We start from the raw sequence: 17542 nt of genomic DNA, 5'->3' as shown, positions 1-17542 counted from the left end.
GCCATTCGGTCGTCGAGTAGTCCGAGGCGGTCGGTCGTCGAGTAGTCCGAGGCGCTAGCCGAGGACGTATCGAGACGCCTTGACGTGCCCGCCTCCTCGTGGCTCGCGTGCCTCTGATGGGATTGACGGGTGAGTCCCTACGAGATCGTCGTCCTGGCCTTCGCGCTCGCGATGGACGCGGTCGCGGTCTCGCTGGCCGAGGGGCTCCGGCTGCGTCGGCCGTCGTGGCGCGACGCCCTCCTCATCGCGGGCATGTTCGGGTTGTTCCAGGCGCTGATGCCGGTGCTCGGGTGGGCGCTGGCGTTCGGGTTCGCCGACGAGGTGAGCACGGCGACCCCGTGGATCGCCTTCGGCCTGCTGGCCCTCATCGGCGGCAACATGATCAAGGAGTCGTTCGGTGAGGACGAGGACCACACCACGGCGGTGGTCACCCTCCGCACGGTGACACCGTTGGCGATCGCCACCTCCATCGACGCGGCCGCCGTCGGCGTCACCTTCGGGGTGCTCGAGGTCGACGTCGCTCCGGCCGTCGCGGTCATCGGCGTGATCACTGCCGTCCTGTCCCTCGGCGCGGTCTACCTCGGCGCCCGGGTGGGGGAGCGACTCGGCAGCTGGGCCGAGCGTGTGGGCGGCGTGATCCTCGTCCTCATCGGCCTGCGGATCCTGCTCGAGCACCTGCTCTGAGCTGATCAGGACCCGTTCGACCGCGATCCCACCGACCGCGGGTTATCGGAACCGGTGTCCAGAATTTGCCTCGTTCTGGGCCAAAAACTGTCGACCCCCCGCCGGCTCCAACGGCAGGGGGTCGAGCTCCGGACTGGGGGAATAGCCCGGCCGGAACGGCCAATTCCTCGGACCGTGCGCCTGTGGGGGGAGCACCGGCGCTGGTCCTCGGGTCGGTTACCCGTATCCGATGAGGAGACGCTAGCACAGAATTGACTTGCCAATGTGACCAAATGTGACAGTCTTTGCGCATTGAACGGAAATCTTTTCCGGGCATGACCCATCGGCTCCAAACCAAGGGGGAAGTACCCATGAAGAAGACCATCAAGGTCACGGTCGCAAGCCTCATCGTCGCGCTGGCCACCACCGTCGGGATGGCCGCGCCGGCCGACGCGAAAGCGCCAGTGTCGACCCAGAAGATCCTTACCTGCTGCTGATCCTCCAGCTACAACCCAGCTACAACCCAGCTGGTATCTGCCGCGCCCTCACCCGGCGTGAGGTAAGACCAGTCGTTGCAGCGGCGTTGCGATAGGCCTCGCGCGCGCCGTCGAGATCGCCTGCCTCCTCGAGCAGGTCGGCAAGCTCGAACCACAGCTGCGCCACGGGTCTGTCTGCGCCTGCGGCCGTCATCACGTGCATGGCGTGGATGTAGGCGGCGTGCGCTTCGTCCTGCCGGCCCATGGCCGCAAGCGATTGGCCCTGCACGACCAAGGACTCAGCCTTGGCGATCGCGGCCCGCTCGCCGGCGGACTCCTGCGCGACGCGTGCGAGGTCCAACGCGACTTCCGGGTCCCCGGACAGCAGGTGCGCCTGTGCGATCCGCACGTCTGTGATGGCGAGGTCGACCTCGCTCGCGCTGGACGCAGTCATCTCCTCGCGCGCGCGCTCGAGGTTCTGCTTCGCCTCCTCGACCAACGGGGGATCGAGCTGGAGCTGGAGCTCGCCGAGCTGAGTGCGGAGGCGAGCCAAGTTGCGGGCGTCGTTGCCCTCGGTCAGCAGGGCGAGAGCGCGCGAGGCCATCGGCGCGGCGGTCGCGACGTCGCCACGCTGGGCATGCACGAGACTGGCATTCCAGTACGCCCCGGCGCGGGCACGCGCCGAGGACAGCTCGTCTGCTCGTTCGACCGCATCCGCGCAGATCCGCGACGCTTTGTGGAGGTCACCCCGGAGGATGTAGGCGCCGGCAACGTTGACGGCGAAGACGACAGCCTCGTCGCACTGGCCGAGCCCGGCCTCTTGGATGCGGGCCTCGAGCCGCTCGCCCACCTCGATCGCGAGGGCGAGGTCACCGGTCTCCTTGTAGCAGCGGACCAAGGCGATGCCAGCGGCGATCAGCAACGGGCCGGGGGCCTCGGCGACCAGCTGCTCGTGTTGACTGATCGCGCCGTCCAGGTCGCCGTTGACCTCGAGGGCGCGGGCGTAGAGGTAGCGGCCACGGTGGGTCAGGTCGGTCAGCGAGGCTTGGAGCGCGAGCGAGAGGAACTTCTGCGCCTGGCGCTCCGCGTCGACCGCCTCGCCGGTTTCCAGCGCCAGCTCGGCGTAGTCGAGCCCGAGGCGAATCTCGTCATACTGGTTCGCCGTGACGCCCTGAAGCAGTTGCTCGATCGGGGTGCCGAGACGGGAGGCAAGACTGGTCAACACGGCCAGGTTGGGCCGTCGGGACCCGCTCTCGATGCGGGAGACGTAGCCGACGGAGATCTCCTCACCGGCCAGCTCGGTCTGCGTCCAGCCCTTCGCAACCCGGGCGGCCCGGACCCGGGACCCCAGGGTCTTGAGGTCGACCGAGTGCAGGAGCTCTGCGTTGCTGGGATGCATGTGACTCATTGTGACGCAATCTGGGCGAAAACGGTCAAAGAGATTCCCGGGCGGCGTATCTGAACCGAAAATTTGTCCCGATGGACGAGCGGTCATCTTCCGTCACAGCGCTTGGGTGCCGCCGGTCGAGGCCGACCCCGACTCGGACCGGGAGGGCCGGGTACCACCTCTTTATGGCACACGACACCCAGGTCGCATCGTCGACCCTCCTCCAGAAGGCCGCGCTCGCTGTGGCGGCCACCTTCGCCCTCGTCGGCGTCCTGGGCTTCATCCCCGGGATCACGACGAACTATGACCAGATGGAGTTCATCGGTCACCACTCCGGGGCCGAGCTGCTCGGCATCTTCGCCGTCTCCGTCCTCCACAACCTCGTCCACCTGGCCTTCGGCATCGTCGGCTTCGTGCTGGCCAAGTCGTTCGACGGCGCCCGCGCCTACCTGATCGGCGGGGGCATCATCTACCTGGTGCTCACGGTCTACGGCCTCGTCGTCGACCGCCACGACGACGCCAACTTCGTGCCGCTGAACGCCGCCGACAACTGGCTGCACCTGGTGCTCGGGATCGGGATGATCGCTCTCGGCCTGCTCCTCGGCAACCGGTCGGAGCACCGCAACGTGGGTCGCGCCGTCTGACGGCGGACCACCTACCCGCTCGGACCGAGCCCCGGTGGCGCTGATGCGCTGCCGGGGCTCAGTCTCGTCCGCTGGTCTTGCGCGCAGTGGCGTAGGCCGGCTCGCGGAGCCGCCGGACCCACCGGTAGTTCTCCAGGCCCGGGGGCGGGTTCTCGACCGCGTCGAAGGAGATCGCGGAGTCCGGCCCGGAGGTGCTGGGCACGTCCAGGACGGCGAAGGTCGCCCACGGGCCGAGGCCGACCGACCACTGCAGCTCGAACCGGAGCCCGGCGCTGCCGTCCGGTCCGGACCCGAGCGGCTTGGCTGCGAGGAGCAGCGGGCCGCGCGGGCTGCGGTAGGGCACGAGGGTGGTGAGGGGCCGGGCGGTGACCTGCCTCCCCGCCGTCAGCACGAAGCGGGTCACCTTCCCGAGGCCGGTCGTGGCCAACAGGACGTCGGCACGTCCCTCGGTGGTCGGGACCCGCAGTGCGAGGCCGTAGATGTCGGGGACCGCTCCGGGCAGGCCGATCGCCCGCGAGATCCGGACGATCACCTCATCCTCGCCGGGTTCGTCGAGCCACCGGACCCCGCTGTCCGAGTCGCCGGTCCGGACCAGCCGACCGACCACCACGCTCCCGGCGGGGTGCAGCGGTTTCGCCGACCGGCGCAGCCGGGTCAGCTGACGGGTGATCCCGGCCAGCGCGCCGCCGACGGCGGAGGCGCCGTCGGAGACGAGCCCGGGGAGCGAGGGCACGTGCGGGTGGGCGGTCACGCTCCGGCAGTACCCGCACCGACCGCTGCCAACGCCGTCAGCCGGGTCAGCGGCGCACCCGCACCGGCCGCCACGGCCGGGGCACGGGGTTCCGCACGCGCTGGTCGTCGATGACGACCAGCGAGACGCCGTAGCTGCCGCGCGGCAGCTTACGGCTGAACCGCCACGTCGTGGTGGGCGCCTTGGACCGGGCGACGTGCGCGCGCAGCTTCGTGTACCCACCCCACCGCCCGTTCGCCCGCAGCCACTTGCCGGTCGCGCGGTCGAGCACGGCCACCCGGATCTTGAGCACGCCGGAGTCGTCGGCGGCCCGGCCGCCGACGACCAGCCGGCCGTGGCGTCCGCGGGCCCAGGTAATGGCACCGTCGGGCACCCGGTTCTCGGCGGGCAGCCGGATGTCGAAGGTCTCGGTGACGCCCGGCGGGACGACCACGACGCCGGCGGGCACCATCGGCCGCGCGGTGGTCAGCCAGACCTCGACGGCATGCTCTCCGGGAGGCAAGGAGATCTCGTAGTGGCCGGCGTCGTCGGTCTCTGCGTCGTAGGACCCGCTGAACCACACGTGCGCGCCGGCGACGGGACTGCCGCCGACGTCGGTGACCGTCCCGCTGATGGTCGCCGGTGGAGCGGCGCGAGCCAAGGTGACGTCGTGGACGAGGACGTCGGCGGTGGCGGTGAAGCAGAAGGTCTGCTCGTTGGCGCCGTTGTAGAAGCGGGCGCAGTAGTCCGCGCCGGGCACGAGGTCGGTGATCGCATACTGGCCCGTGGCGTCGACGGCGTGGTAGCTGCCGCAGAACGCCTCACCGCAGTCCTGGGTGAGCAGCACCTCGGCGGAGTCGAAGGGTGTGCCGCTGGCATCGAGCACGGTGCCGGCCAGGGTGCCGCCGGTCGAGGTGTCGGTGTCCGCGCCGGTCGCCGCAGGGGGCAGTGCGCCGAGGCCGACGACGGCGACGACTGCGCACAGGATGGTTCGGAGCGTGGAGCGCATACGGTGGTCCCCCTGGAGCGCGTGACCCGATCTCCCTCCGGTCACGCACCGGCAAGTCTAGGCGCCGTGACGCCCGGGAGCACCGAACCGCAACCGGCGCGGCTCACATCTGATAAGAGGTCTTGCATGACGATCGCGACCGGTCCGATCGCCCAGGTCTGCTGGGTCGTCGACGACATCGAGGCCGCCGAGGAGTTCCACCGCGAGCAGCTCGGCACGGGCGCCTGGACCCGGATGCCCGACGTCCGGTTCGGTCCCGAGGATGCCACCTACCGCGGTGAGCCTGCGGACTTCACCGCCCACGTCTCGCTCGGCTACGCCGGCGATCTCCAGCTCGAGCTGATCCAGCCGGTGACCGGGCGGTCGATCTACACCGAGTTCCTCAGCGGCACCCCCAGTGGCGGACTGCACCACGTCTGCTTCGAGACCGACGACCTCGCGGCGGCGGTCGCGCGGGCCGAGCAGGCCGGCATCGAGGTGGTCATGCGGGGGACGATGGGCGGGGGCCTGATGTCGTTCGCGTACGTCGACGGCGCGCGCTGGGGAGCGCCGTACGTCGAGCTCGTCGAACTCACCGACGACATCCGCGCGTTCTTCGCCGGCATCAAGGGGAGCTCGGGCAACGGCTGAGGCGCGACGTCCGGGATTCCGGCCCGTCCGGGCCATTCCCAACGACCCGGCGACCGGAGCATCCTGTTGCCGTGGCCGACACCGCGACCTCCCCGCACAAGAGCCTGGGCGTGCCGCTGACCGCCTTCGCGGCCGGCGCCGTGGTCGCGGTGGCGCTCGGTGTCTTCAGCCGGTTCCACGACGCGACCCTCGACGGCACGACGACGCTCGGTTTCGCCGACGTGCGCGACATGAAGGTCGTGCTGTCGGTCGTGATCGGCGTGCTCGCGATCGGTCAGGTCGTCGGCGCGCTGTGGATCTACGGGAAGCTGGGGATCAGGGCGCCCGCCTGGTTGGGCAAGGCCCACCGAGCCTCCGGCACCGCCGCCCTGGTGCTGTCGGTGTTCGTCGGCTACCACTGCATCTGGGCCTTCGGGTTCCAGACCGGCACGGTGCACGGGTACGACGTGCCGCCGCGCGCGATCGTCCACGAGGTCGTCGCCTGCGGGGTGTTCGGTGCCGTCGTCGTCAAGGTCGTGGCCGTTCGGAGTCGGCGCGCGCCCGGGTGGTTCCTGCCGGTGGCCGGCGGCCTGCTGTTCGCGCTGCTGATCGTGGTCGTGCTGACCTCTGCCGGCTGGTACCTCGACGAGAAGGGCTGGCCCAGCCGATGATCGGTTCCCGGTGACCGACGAGGCCGACCCGCGCGTGCTGGCGCCGGGCACGGCACCCACCCCCTTCACCGCCGAGGAGATCCGGGAAGGCAGTCGGGGAGGGAAGGCGATCCGGGTGCGGATCGAGATCGCCGGGGAGGAGCCGCTGTTCCGGCAGAACCGCTACCTCGACGTCGACGAGGAAGGCGCGACCCTCGAGCGCACCCAGGTCACCCTGGACGGCACCCCGACTGGCGAGCCGAAGTCGGAGCGCGTGACCTGGCGTGAGCTGCAGGCGCACGCGTCCTTCCCCGACGAGCGGACCGCGGTCGAGGAGGAGCGCATCGACACGCCGATGGGCGAGCTCGACTGCCTGCGCTACGCGGTGACGGAGGGCACGCTCGAGAAGGTGTTCTGGTTCGCCACCAGCCTGCCGGGCATGCCGGTCCGCACGGTCACCTGCAGCGACGGCGAGGTCGTGATGACCGTGACGATGCTCAGCAACACCGCCGGTTGAGCCGTCTTCAGAGCCGTCGGTTGAGGCAGAGTGTCCCCGTGCGATTCGGACTGATCGGGACCGGCCCCTGGGCGTCGATGGTGCACGGGCCGGGGCTCGCGGCGGCACCCGAGGTGGAGCTCGTCGGCGTGTGGGGACGTTCCGCCGAGCACTGCACGGCGCTCGCGGCCGACCTGGGCACCACGGCGTACGACGACGCCGCGGCGCTGTTCGCCGACGTCGAGGCGGTCGCGTTCGCGGTGCCGCCGGAGGTCCAGGCGGACCTGGCGGTGCGGGCAGCGGCCGACGGTTGCCACCTGCTGCTGGAGAAGCCGGTCGCGACGTCGGTCGAGGACGCTCGTGCGGTGCGCGACGCGGCTGACCGCGCCGGGGTCTCGTCGGTGGTGTTCTTCACCGACCGGTTCATCGCACCGTCCCGGGCATGGTTCGACGAGGTGCAGGCGACCGGCGGCTGGCGCGGCGGCTGGCTGCGGTGGTTCAGCGCGCTCGAGGACCCGGACAACCCGTTCGGCGCGTCGCCGTGGCGCCACGAGAAGGGCGCACTGTGGGACATCGGCCCGCACGCCATCTCGACGCTCACCGCGGCCCTCGGCCCGGTCACGAGGGTGCGCGCCGTCGGCGGCGAGCGGGACCTCGTCGTCCTCACCTTCACCCACGAGTCCGGCGCAACGAGCACGGTCACCCTCACGGCGTACGCGCCGCTGCCCGCCACCGGTTTCGACGCCGGGGTGTGGGGCGAGGCGGGTGTGCTCCCGATGCCGCCCCGACCGAACAACGCGAACCTCGAGGCGTTCCAGGTCGCAGCGGCCGAGCTGGTCACGGCCGTCACCGACGGACGGCCGCACCCGGCGGACCTCGCCCTCGGCACCCATGTCGTCGAGCTGCTGGCCGAGGCCGCGGCCCAGCTCGGCGCCCGGAAGGAAGACTGAGCACCATGAGCGAGAGCCCTGCCAACACCCCCGAGCAGCTCGCAGCCTTCGAGGCGGAGCGTGAACGGATCCGCGGCGAGCACCTCAGACCGCCGGGGGAGCGGCCGCCGTCGACGGCCCGCGGTGTCCACCACACCGCGCTGATCAGCAGCGACGTGGAGCAGACCGTGCGCTTCTACCAGGACCTGCTGGGCTTCCCGCTGACCGAGGTCATCGAGAACCGGGACTACCCGGGCTCCACCCACTTCTTCTTCGACATCGGCAACGGCAACCTGCTTGCGTTCTTCGACTTCCCGGGCCTCGACGTCGGCCCCTACGCCGAGGTGCTCGGCGGGCTGCACCACATCGCCATCTCGGTCGCTCCCGAGCGGTGGGAGGAGATCGTCTCGCGGCTCGCCGAGGCAGGCGTGGAGCACGTGGTCCACAGTGAGGTCTCCGTGTACTTCAGCGACCCGGACGGCGCCCGGGTCGAGCTGATCGCCGACCCGCTCGGCGAGATGTACGGCGCCAAGGTGCTGTAGCCCGGATGACCTCTGCCGTCGTCGTCGGCAGCGGGCCGAACGGGCTCGCCGCCGCGATCCGCCTCGCCCAGGCCGGCCTCGACGTGACCGTGGTCGAGGCCAACGAGCGACCGGGCGGCGGAGCACGCACCGCCGAGACCACGGTGCCCGGACTCCTGCACGACGAGTGCGCCGCCTTCCACCCGACGGGGGTGGCCTCGCCGTACTTCGCCTCGCTCGGCCTGGAGCGGCACGGACTGCGGTGGGCGTGGCCGGAGATCGACCTCGCCCACCCGCTGGACGACGGCCGGGCCGGCCTGGCGAGCCGCGACGCCGCGCACACCGAGCACTCCCTCGGCCCCGACGCCGCCCGGTGGCAGCGCCTGTTCGCGAGCGCGACCCGCAACTTCGACGCTCTCGTCGACGAGGTCTTCCAGCCGGTCCTGCACGGGCCGCGTCACCCCTTGGTGCTCGCGGCCTTCGGCCTCAAGGCGCTCAGGCCGGCGACCCAGACCGTACGACGGTTCGCGGACGAGCCGGCGAAGGCACTGTTCATGGGGGTGGCCGCCCACACGTTCAACCGGCTGGACACGCCGCTGAGCAGCTCGGTGGCGATGCTGCTCACCGCGGCCGCCCACGCGGTCGGCTGGCCCGTGGCGGTCGGGGGCACCGAGAGCATCACCCGCGCGCTGCTCGCCGAGCTCGCGGCTCACGGCGGTCGCGTCGTCACCAACACGTCGGTCACCTCGCTCGACGAGGTCCGGGAGCTGGCCGGCGGCACCAGGCCCGAGGTGGTCGTCCTGGCCACGGCCCCCGCAGGCGCCCTGGACATCCTGGGAGCCGCGCTGCCGCGACGCGTGCAGCGTGGCCTCCGCGGATTCACCTACGGTCCGGCCGCGTTCAAGGTCGACCTCGCGGTCGAGGGCGACATCCCCTGGACCAACGAGGAGTGCCGGCGGGCCGGCACCCTCCACCTCGGCGGGTCGGCCGCCGAGATCGCGGCCAACGAGAAAGGCACCGTCCGCGGCCGGCTCGCGGAGCGCCCGTTCGTCCTCCTCGGCCAGCAGTACCTCTGCGACCCGACCCGGTCGCGGGACGGGATCAACCCGGTCTACGCCTACGCGCACGTGCCGCACGGCTTCGACGGTGACGCGACCGAGGCGGTGCTCGGGCAGATCGAGCGGTTCGCGCCGGGGGTGCGCGACCGGGTCGTGGCGGTCGCGACACGCGGACCGGCGGAGCTGGAGGCGGACAACGCCAACTACGTCGGCGGCGACATCAGCGCCGGTGCCAACAGCCCCCGCCAGATCGCGTTCCGGCCGCGGGTGGCGCTGAACCCGTACGCGCTGGGGATCCCCGGCGTCTACCTCTGCTCCTCGGCGACTCCGCCGGGCGGTGGCGTGCACGGCATGGGCGGCTTCCACGCCGCCGAGGCCGCGCTGCGCAGGCTCTGAGAAAAACTTCCGAGGCCGATGTCGAAGGAGCAGGATGCCGTTCGACGTGTGGGTGAAGCGGCCGCCGAGCAGCGGTGGGCCCGGATGATGAGGAGCGAGAGATGCCGCGTTTCATGGGATTCGTGCGGATGGTCGAGGGTGGCGGGATGCCGCCGCAGGCGCTGTTCGACGCGATGGACAAGTACATCGGCGAGCAGGCCCAGGCCGGCCACTTCCTCGACGGTGGTGGTCTCTTCGGCACCGAGGACGCCGTGAACTTCGTGGTCCGCAAGGGCGAGACGACCCGCGTCGACGGGCCCTACGCCGAGGCCAAGGAGGTCGTCGGCGGCTGGGCGCTGCTGCAGTACGACACCCTCGAGGAGGCCATCGCCGGGCAGCAGGAGTTCGCCGAGCTGCACGCGAAGTACTGGCCTGAGTGCGAGATGGTCGCGACGCTCCGACAGGTGTCCGACGAGGCGCCGGAGGCGGCCTCCGCCTGAGGGTGGCGCGAATCCAGCCTGCGGCCGGTCGGAGCTCGCTCCTAGGCTGGCCGCATGGCTGGACCCGCGGCGCCGACGACCGCCGAAGCGATCACCGCCACCTGGCGGGAGGAGTCCGCTCGACTGGTCGGCGCCCTGACCCGGATGACCGGGGACCTCGACCTTGCCGAGGACATGGCCCAGGAGGCGCTCGTGAGCGCGCTCGAGCAGTGGCCCACCCACGGCGTACCTGCCAACCCCGCGGCCTGGCTGATGACCACCGCGAAGCGCCGAGCCGTCGACACCTTCCGACGCGCCGACAACCTGCGTCGCAAGACCGAGGAGCTCGGCCACGGCCTGAGTGAGGAGGACGGCATGCCCGACCTCTCCAGCCAGGTCGACTTCATCGAGGACGACGTCCTCCGGCTGATCTTCCTGTCCTGCCACCCGCAGCTGACCGCGGAGTCCCGTGCGGCGCTGACGCTGCGCCTCGTCGGAGGCCTGACCACGACCGAGATCGCCCGCGGCTTCCTCGCCGCCGAGACGACGATGGGTCAACGGATCTCGCGGGCGAAGAAGACGCTCAGCGAGGCGCGCGCGGAGTTCGAGCTGCCGGTGGGCGAGGAGCGGGCGGCCCGGCTCGACGACGTGATGGCCGTGATCTACCTGATCTTCAACGAGGGCTACACCGCCACCGCAGGGGACGACTGGATGCGGCCCGAGCTCACGAACGAGGCGATCCGGCTGGCGCGAATGCTGGCCGACCTGATGCCGGACGAGCCGGAGGTGCACGGCCTCCAGGCGCTGCTGGAGCTGCAGGCGTCCCGCGGCACCGCTCGCCTCGACACCGACGGACGGCCGGTCCTCCTCGACGACCAGGACCGCAGCCTCTGGGACGAGCTCCTGGTCCGCCGCGGTCTCGCGGCACTCGAGCGGGCGCAGCGGCTGGCCGCGAAGGGCAACCCGGTCGGCCGCTACTACCTCCAGGCGGCCATCGCCTCGTGCCACGCGCGAGCCGCCACTGCCGAGGAGACCGACTGGCGCACGATCGCGCAGCTGTACGACGTGCTGGCCGAGGCCGCTCCCGGCCCCGTCGTCGAGGTCAACCGCGCGGTCGCCCACGGCCGCGCATCCGACCCGGCCGCCGGCCTGGCGGTGCTGGACGCCCTCCCCGACGGCGCCCTCGCAGGCTCGCACCTGCTGCCCAGCGTGCGGGGCGACCTGCTGGCCCGGGCGGGCCGGCACGACGAGGCGGCTGCAGTGTTCCGCGAGGCGGCGACCCTCACCCGCAACGAGAGCGAGCAGGCACTGCTGATCGGACGGGCCGAGGAGTCGGAGCGGGCGGGCTCCTAGACGAGCTTCCCCTCGTGGTGCCGGCTCAGGTCTCGGTCTCGTACCGCGCCGCCAGCCGCTCGAGCGCGACCTGGGTGGTCTGCTCCAGCACCTCGGGCGGGTCGCCCTCGAACTGGTGCCGGGTGACCTCGGTGCGGCCCTCGACGTGGGTGGCGATGTAGACGGTGCCGGAGGGCTCGCCCTCCTCCTCGTCGGGGCCGCCGACGCCGGTGACTGCGACGGCGACGTCGGCCGCCATCAGCCGGCAGACCCCCTCGACCATCTCCCGAGCGCAGGACTCGGTGATGACCGGCCCCGGGGTGACACCGAGGACCTTGAACTTGGTCTCGCTCATGTAGGAGGCGACGCCGCCGGCGAACCACTCCGAGGCGTTCTCGCCCTTGGCGAGCTCGGAGGCGATGGCGCCGGCGGTCAGCGACTCGGCGCAGGCGACGATCAGGGAGTCATTGTTGGCGCGGTCGGCGATGACCTCGACGGACTTGTTCTTGTGCATGGCTCAGGGTCCTGGGGGGAGTTGGCGTTTGTGGGCAGTACGGCGGTAGGCGTCCTCGATGACCTGCTGGGCGCGGCTGCTGACCTTCTCGCCGACGAGGTAGGCGTCGATCTCCTCGTAGGTCACCCCGTAGGCGTCCTCGTCGGGGAGGCCCGGACGCAGGTCCTCGAGGTCGGCGGTCGGCACCTTCTCCACCAGGTGCGCCGGCGCCCCGAGCTGCCGCCCGATGTCGCGCACCCGGGACTTGGTGAGGCCGAGCAGGGGGGCGACGTCGAACGCGCCGTCGCCGTACTTGGTGAAGAAGCCCATCACCGCCTCGGCAGCCTGGTCGGTGCCGACGACGAGGGCGCCGAGCCGGCCGGCGACGGCGTACTGCGCGACCATCCGCTGGCGGGCCTTGATGTTGCCCTTCACGAAGTCCGCGGTCTTCGGCGGCACGTCGGGGTCGGTGGTGGCCTCGTGGATCGCGTCGACGGCGGGCTTGATGTCGACGGTGACCGTCGCGGTCGGCTCGATGAACGCGATCGCGTCGTCGACGTCGGCCTGGTCCTTCTGGACGCCGTAAGGGAGGCGCATGGCGGTGAAGGTCGCGCCGGCGCGCTGGCAGGCGATGCTCGCGAGCCGGCCCGCGACGGTGGAGTCGAGGCCGCCGCTGATGCCGAGCACGTAGCCGCTCGCCCCGCTCGAGGCCAGGTAGTCGGCGAGGAAGGCGATCCGGCGCTCCTTCTCGGTGGCCGCGACGAACAGGTCGGGCACGCCGAGCGCAGCGCGGATGGCGGGCTGGCTGACGGGGAGGTCGAGGTCGATGGTCATGGTGGCTCTCCGGTCCGGCGGGTCAGGCGGGCGGGTAGCCCTGGCTGCGCAGCAGCCGGGCGAGATGGGCGGTGTTGGCCGCCGCGGTCGTGGTGGTGCTGGTGGTCTTCTCGGGCTTCTGCTCGAGGTCCTGGTAGTCGGTGCCCTGCATGGCCTCGCCCACCCAGTACGTCGAGCCGTTGGCCGCGACGCTGAAGCCGACGTCGTTGAGGCCCTGCAGCACCTCCGCGGTCGTGTGGTGCGCGCCGTCCTCGTTGCCGACGACAGCAACGGCGGCGACCTTGTTGTAGGTCGACATCCGACCCTCGTCGTCGGTCTCGCTGAGCTCGGCGTCGAGCCGCTCCATCACCATCTTGCAGACCGACGACGGCTGGCCCATCCAGATCGGGGTGGCGATGACGAGGATGTCGGCCGCCAGCACCTTCTCCCGGATCGTCGGCCACTCGTCGCCATCCCCCTCGTCGGTGGTCACGCCGAAGCGGACGTCGTGGTCGACCACGCGCACCAGCTCCCCGGTCACCCCGTGAGTGCCCAGCGCGTCGAGGAACTCCTGCCCGATGAGGACCGAGCTCGACTCGTCAGGAGACCTCTTGAGGGTGCAGGACAGGACCAGGGCGGTCGGTGAATCGCTCACTGTGCGCTGGTACCCGCACCTCCCGGCTCCATGCAGCGGCAGGAGGCGGGTGGACGCCGCCGGATCGGGTAGTAGCCCCACGTTCCGCTTCGTTCGGAGCCTCCGCCACCCCAGATCGATCGACTCCCGAGGAGACGACGTGAGTTCGCGCAGCCACTCCGACACCGGCCGGACCGTGCTGGTCACCGGCGCTTCCAGCGGCATCGGGCGGGAGGTGGCGCTCCAGCTCGCGCGGCGCGGCGACTCCGTCGCGCTGCTGGCCCGCCGGCGGGCTGAGCTGGAGGAGGTCGAGAAGGAGTGCTTCCTCGCGGGGAGCCCGCGCACGGTCGTGGTACCGGCGGACGTGTCGGACACCGACGCCATCGACGCCGCGTTCCAGCGGGCGGCCGAGGAGATCGGCCCGATCGACAGCGTCGTGCACGCGGCCGGGGTCGCGGCCTACGGCCGGTTCGAGGAGATCTCGTCCGACGTCTTCGACCGGGTGCAGAGCATCAACGTCGCGGGTACGGCGAACGTCGCCCGCGCAGCGATCCGGCACTTCGACGGTCTCGGCCTTCGCGGCAACCTGGTCCTCGTCGGCTCGATCGTCGGGCGCATCAGCGCGCCGTTCCTGTCGCCGTACGTCTCCAGCAAGTGGGCCGTGCACGGCCTGGCGCGCAGCCTGCAGGCCGAGCAGGGCTACCAGGGCCACCGGATCAGCCTCGTCGGCCCGGGCGGGGTGGACACGAGCATCTACGACAAGGCTGCGACCTACCTGGGCGTCCAGGGGAAGCCGCCGCCGCCGGTCGACGACGTGAAGAAGGTGGCGCGGGCGACCGTGGCCATGCTCGACTCCTCGCGCAAGCAGCGGTCGGTCGGCGCGCTCAACCACTTCATGTCCTTCGGCTTCCGGGCGCTGCCGGCGGTCTACGACCTGATCGCCGCGCCGCTGATGAAGCGGTTCGCGCTCGACGACACCCCGGCGCCGGAGCACACCGGCAACCTCTTCGAGCCGCTGGCCGAGCCCGCGCAGAGCGGCCGATGATGGGGGAGACGATCACGATCAGCCGCGACGTCGACGCCTCGGCAGAGGCGGTCTGGAAGGTGCTCTCGGACGGCTGGCTCTACCCGCTGTGGGTGGTCGGGGCCGCGCGGATGCGCGACGTCGACGACCACTGGCCGGCGGTCGGCGCCCAGCTGCACCACTCGGTGGGCAACTGGCCCCTGCTGCTCGACGACAGCACCGAGGTGCTCGAGCTCGACCCGGGCCGGATGATCCGGCTGAAGGCGCGCGGGTGGCCGGCCGGCGCGGCCGAGGTCGTCGTCGAGATCGAGAGCATCGGCTCCGCCTCGCGCGTGCACATCCGCGAGGACGCCATCGAGGGACCGGGCATGCTGGTGCCGAAGCCGCTGCGCCAGCTCACGATCGCGCCGCGCAACCGCGAGGCCCTGCGCCGGCTCGCGCTGCTGGCCGAGAACCGCTAGTAGACGAGCCGACCCCAGGTCGTCCGCATCAGGCGGCGCCGGATCGCGCCGGAGGCGCCGAGCGCGGACCGGGCGGCGTTCCAGCCGCACGCGCCGTGGACGCCGCCGCCCGGGTGGGCTGAGGCGCCGGCCAGGTAGAGCCCCTCGATCGGGGTCTCCGGTCGGCCCATCCCAGTCGCCGGCCGGAAGATCAGCTGCTGGTGCAGGTTGGAGGTGCCGGCGTTGATGGCGCCGCCGACCAGATTGCTGTCGGCGGCCTCGAGGTCGTCGGGCCGTTGCACGTGCTCGGCGAGGACGAGGTCGGAGAATCCCGGAGCCCGGTCCTCCAGCAGCGTCCGGACCCGGTCGACGAGCGTCGTCACCGCGTCCGGGTCGTCGGCGACCTCGCGGGAGAGGTGGGTGTAGGCCCACGCGCTCTCGGTGCCGGCGGGGGAGCGGGACGCGTCGGCGGTGGTCATCTGACCGAAGAGCACGAACGGGCTGTGCGGCAGCCGGCCGGTGGACAGGTCGGCGGCGTGGTGGACGAAGCCGTCGAGGTCGACGCCGAGGTGGACGGTGCCAGCGCGCTGGGCGTCCTTCGCGGTCCAGGGGACCGGCCCGGAGAGCGCCCAGTTGAGCTTGAGGGTCGGGTTGTCCCAGTGGAACCGGTCGAGGGCATCGGTGAACCGGGTCGGCAGGTGGTGGCGGCCGACGAGCTCGTTGAAGAGGGCAGGCGCGTCGACGTCGGCGAGCACCGCCCGTCGGGCGCTCACCTGCCGGCCGTCGGCGAGCCGTACGCCGGCGGCGCGGCCGCCGCGGACGTCGATGCCGACGACGCGGGCGCCGGTGCGGATCTCGCCGCCGATCGACCGGAACCGTGCGGCCAGGGCGTCGGCGAGCCGCTGCGCGCCGCCGACCGGCACCGGGAACCCGACGTCCTGGCCGAGCATGCACAGCAGCCAGCCGAACACGCCGCTGCCGGCGGCGTCCGGGCCGACGTCGGAGTGCATCGCGTTGCCGGTCAGCAGCGCGGGAGCGCCGTCGCCGTCGAAGAGCTCCTCGCCGAGCCGACGTACGGGCAGCACCGCCATCCGGGCGAAGTCGAAGGCGCCCTTGGTGCCGAGCCGGCGCAGGAGCGAGACGGTCGAGCGCACCGGGGGGATCGGGGTGAAGAGGGCGTCGAGCAGCGGGTCGCGGATCCGGCTCCACTCCTCGACCATCGCGAGCCAGGCGGCGCCGTCGCCCGGCGCCTCCTCCTCGAGTGCCGCGGCGGTGTCCACCGCGCGGCGCTCGAGGGAGGCACTGCGATCGTCGGGGAAGACGTGGGTCAGGACCGTCGGGGCCTGGGTCCACGCCAGTCCGTGCTGGTGCAGGTCGAGTCCCTGGATGACCGGCGAGGCCGCCGCCAGCGGGTAGAACGCGCTGAACAGGTCGTTGCGGAACCCGGGGGCGGTCACCTCCGCCGTCCGCACCGCCCCGCCGAGCGTCTCGTTGGCCTCGACCAGCACGACCGACCACCCGGCGTCGGCGAGGGCGTTGGCCGCGACCAGCCCGTTCGGCCCTCCTCCGACGACGACGGCGTCAGCGGAGGTCACGGCGTGAAGACTACCTTCACCATGCCGTCCTCCTTGGCGCGGAACTTCGCGTACGCCGAGGGAGCCTCCTCCAACGGGAGCCGATGGGTCGCGAAGTCCTCGGTGCCGAGGGGGTCGCTGTCGTCGGTCACCAACGGCAGGATCTCGTCGGACCAGCGGCGCACGTTGGCCTGACCCATGCGGATCTGCAGCTGCTTGTCGAACATCCGCATCAGCGGGAGCGGGCTGGTCTGTCCGCCGTAGACACCCGAGATCGAGACGGTGCCGCCGCGTCGTACGGCTTCGATGCCGCCGGTCAGTGCCGCCAGGCGGTCGATGCCGATCTTCAACATCATCTTCTCCGCGATGGCGTCGGGCATCAGGCCGACAGCCTTGATGATCTTCTCGGACACCGGGCTTCCGTGGGCTTCCATGCCGACCGCGTCGATCACCGAGTCGGCGCCACGGCCGCCGGTGCGGTCGCGCACCTCGGTCGCGAAGTCGTCGACGGCGTCGATGTCGATGGTGTCGGCGCCGCGGGCGCCGACGCGGGTCAGCCGTTCGGGCACCCGGTCGGCGACGATGACCCGCCGGCCCTCGTGCATGGCGATCCGGGCCGCCATGTCGCCGATCGGGCCGGCGCCCATGACGAGGAGCGTCCCGTCGTCGGGGACGTCGGCGTAGCGCACCGCCTGGTAGGCCGTGGGCAGCACGTCGGACAGGTAGACGAAGCGGTCGTCGGGCGGGCCGTCCGGCACCTTGATCGGGAGGAAGTTGGCGAACTGCACGCGCAGGTACTCCGCCTGGCCGCCCGGCTGCTGGCCGTACAGCTTGCTGTAGCCGAGCAGGCTGGCGCCGGTGTCGTACTCGTGGTTCTGGGTCGTCTCGCACTGGCTGTGGAGGCCGCGGCTGCAGGTCCAGCACTCGCCGCAGCTGATGTTGAACGGCACGACCACGCGATCGCCGGGCTTCAGTGCGGTGACCTCCGACCCGATCTCCTCGACGATCCCCATCGGCTCGTGGCCGACGATGTCGCCGGGCGTCATGAACGGCGCGAGTGGCTCGTAGAGGTGGAGGTCCGACCCGCACAGCCCCGTCGTGGTGACGCGGATGATCGCGTCGGTCGGCTCCTTGATGGTGGGATCGGGCACTTCCTCGACCCGGATGTCTCGGACTCCTTGCCAGGTGACTGCTCGCATGGCGGGG

Annotated in this window: 21 protein-coding genes; 13 read left to right on the top strand and 8 right to left on the bottom strand. The window is 71.6% G+C overall.

Annotation, left to right across the window (positions count from 1 at the left end; genetic code table 11):
* The first annotated feature begins 129 nt into the window (after positions 1-129).
* Positions 130-684: a manganese efflux pump MntP gene (locus DJ010_RS11580; protein WP_109693809.1), complete on the top strand. Its 555-nt coding sequence runs from the start codon at positions 130-132 to the stop codon at positions 682-684.
* 350 nt (positions 685-1034) lie between these two features.
* Complete coding sequence (locus DJ010_RS22925) at positions 1035-1160, top strand: hypothetical protein (protein WP_281271135.1); 126 nt, start codon at positions 1035-1037, stop codon at positions 1158-1160.
* Positions 1161-1179: 19 nt separating this feature from the next.
* On the opposite strand, the gene DJ010_RS11575 is transcribed toward DJ010_RS22925, so the two are convergent.
* Positions 1180-2538, bottom strand: a complete 1359-nt coding sequence (locus DJ010_RS11575; protein WP_158283004.1) for a helix-turn-helix domain-containing protein — start codon at positions 2536-2538, stop codon at positions 1180-1182.
* A gap of 173 nt (positions 2539-2711) precedes the next feature.
* Between DJ010_RS11575 and DJ010_RS11570 the strand changes: the two genes are divergently transcribed.
* Positions 2712-3170 (top strand): DUF4383 domain-containing protein, encoded by a 459-nt coding sequence (locus tag DJ010_RS11570; protein ID WP_109693807.1) that lies wholly within the window; start codon positions 2712-2714, stop codon positions 3168-3170.
* Between the two features lie 58 nt (positions 3171-3228).
* Here DJ010_RS11570 and DJ010_RS11565 read toward each other — a convergent pair whose 3' ends face one another.
* Positions 3229-3921, bottom strand: a complete 693-nt coding sequence (locus DJ010_RS11565) for a hypothetical protein (protein WP_211318755.1) — start codon at positions 3919-3921, stop codon at positions 3229-3231.
* 46 nt (positions 3922-3967) lie between these two features.
* A complete protein-coding gene (locus DJ010_RS11560; protein WP_109693806.1) occupies positions 3968-4909 on the bottom strand; it encodes a carboxypeptidase-like regulatory domain-containing protein in 942 nt (313 codons plus the stop codon).
* 126 nt (positions 4910-5035) lie between these two features.
* Between DJ010_RS11560 and DJ010_RS11555 the strand changes: the two genes are divergently transcribed.
* The 8 genes from DJ010_RS11555 to DJ010_RS11520 all read left to right on the top strand — a co-directional run bounded on the left by DJ010_RS11555 (position 5036) and on the right by DJ010_RS11520 (position 11379).
* On the top strand, positions 5036-5539 hold the full coding sequence (locus DJ010_RS11555; protein WP_109693805.1) for a VOC family protein: 504 nt from the start codon (positions 5036-5038) through the stop codon (positions 5537-5539).
* 71 nt (positions 5540-5610) lie between these two features.
* On the top strand, positions 5611-6189 hold the full coding sequence (locus DJ010_RS11550) for a DUF6529 family protein (protein ID WP_109693804.1): 579 nt from the start codon (positions 5611-5613) through the stop codon (positions 6187-6189).
* A gap of 10 nt (positions 6190-6199) precedes the next feature.
* Positions 6200-6685, top strand: coding sequence for a hypothetical protein (locus tag DJ010_RS11545; RefSeq protein WP_109693803.1), 486 nt, complete (start codon positions 6200-6202; stop codon positions 6683-6685).
* 38 nt (positions 6686-6723) lie between these two features.
* Positions 6724-7614 (top strand): Gfo/Idh/MocA family protein, encoded by an 891-nt coding sequence (locus DJ010_RS11540; RefSeq protein ID WP_109693802.1) that lies wholly within the window; start codon positions 6724-6726, stop codon positions 7612-7614.
* Positions 7615-7619: 5 nt separating this feature from the next.
* Complete coding sequence (locus tag DJ010_RS11535) at positions 7620-8135, top strand: VOC family protein (protein ID WP_109693801.1); 516 nt, start codon at positions 7620-7622, stop codon at positions 8133-8135.
* A 5-nt stretch (positions 8136-8140) separates the two neighbouring features.
* The gene (locus DJ010_RS11530) at positions 8141-9568 is read left to right on the top strand and encodes a phytoene desaturase family protein (RefSeq protein ID WP_109693800.1); all 1428 of its coding nucleotides are present in this window, start codon (positions 8141-8143) and stop codon (positions 9566-9568) included.
* A gap of 101 nt (positions 9569-9669) precedes the next feature.
* Positions 9670-10047, top strand: coding sequence for a YciI family protein (locus DJ010_RS11525; protein ID WP_109693799.1), 378 nt, complete (start codon positions 9670-9672; stop codon positions 10045-10047).
* A 54-nt stretch (positions 10048-10101) separates the two neighbouring features.
* Positions 10102-11379 carry an RNA polymerase sigma factor gene (locus DJ010_RS11520; RefSeq protein WP_109693798.1) on the top strand — a complete coding sequence of 426 codons (1278 nt, stop codon included), beginning with the start codon at positions 10102-10104 and terminating at the stop codon, positions 11377-11379.
* Positions 11380-11404: 25 nt separating this feature from the next.
* On the opposite strand, the gene DJ010_RS11515 is transcribed toward DJ010_RS11520, so the two are convergent.
* From DJ010_RS11515 to DJ010_RS11505, 3 genes are read right to left on the bottom strand one after another with little or no spacing between them, the layout of a single operon-like run.
* The gene (locus DJ010_RS11515; RefSeq protein ID WP_109693797.1) at positions 11405-11872 is read right to left on the bottom strand and encodes a CinA family protein; all 468 of its coding nucleotides are present in this window, start codon (positions 11870-11872) and stop codon (positions 11405-11407) included.
* A gap of 3 nt (positions 11873-11875) precedes the next feature.
* Positions 11876-12685, bottom strand: a complete 810-nt coding sequence (nadE, locus tag DJ010_RS11510; protein ID WP_109693796.1) for an NAD(+) synthase — start codon at positions 12683-12685, stop codon at positions 11876-11878.
* Between the two features lie 22 nt (positions 12686-12707).
* Entirely contained in the window at positions 12708-13319 is a 612-nt protein-coding gene (locus tag DJ010_RS11505) for a flavodoxin family protein (RefSeq protein WP_211318754.1), read from the bottom strand.
* Positions 13320-13458: 139 nt separating this feature from the next.
* On the opposite strand from DJ010_RS11505, the gene DJ010_RS11500 reads away from it, so the two are divergent.
* A complete protein-coding gene (locus DJ010_RS11500; protein ID WP_245927448.1) occupies positions 13459-14343 on the top strand; it encodes an SDR family NAD(P)-dependent oxidoreductase in 885 nt (294 codons plus the stop codon).
* On the top strand, positions 14343-14783 hold the full coding sequence (locus tag DJ010_RS11495) for an SRPBCC family protein (RefSeq protein WP_109693794.1): 441 nt from the start codon (positions 14343-14345) through the stop codon (positions 14781-14783). Before DJ010_RS11500 ends, DJ010_RS11495 begins: the two co-directional genes overlap by 1 nt.
* Here DJ010_RS11495 and DJ010_RS11490 read toward each other — a convergent pair.
* Positions 14780-16357, bottom strand: coding sequence for a phytoene desaturase family protein (locus tag DJ010_RS11490; RefSeq protein WP_109693793.1), 1578 nt, complete (start codon positions 16355-16357; stop codon positions 14780-14782). The two genes, DJ010_RS11495 and DJ010_RS11490, sit on opposite strands and share 4 nt — an antisense overlap.
* Positions 16354-17535 carry a zinc-dependent alcohol dehydrogenase gene (locus DJ010_RS11485; RefSeq protein ID WP_109693915.1) on the bottom strand — a complete coding sequence of 394 codons (1182 nt, stop codon included), beginning with the start codon at positions 17533-17535 and terminating at the stop codon, positions 16354-16356. The genes DJ010_RS11490 and DJ010_RS11485 overlap by 4 nt, the downstream gene beginning before the upstream one ends.
* Between the last annotated feature and the right edge of the window lie 7 nt (positions 17536-17542).

The sequence above is a fragment of the Nocardioides silvaticus genome (assembly GCF_003160695.1).
GTDB classification, from domain to species: domain Bacteria; phylum Actinomycetota; class Actinomycetes; order Propionibacteriales; family Nocardioidaceae; genus Nocardioides; species Nocardioides silvaticus.
This window is presented reverse-complemented; position numbering and strand designations above follow the sequence as displayed.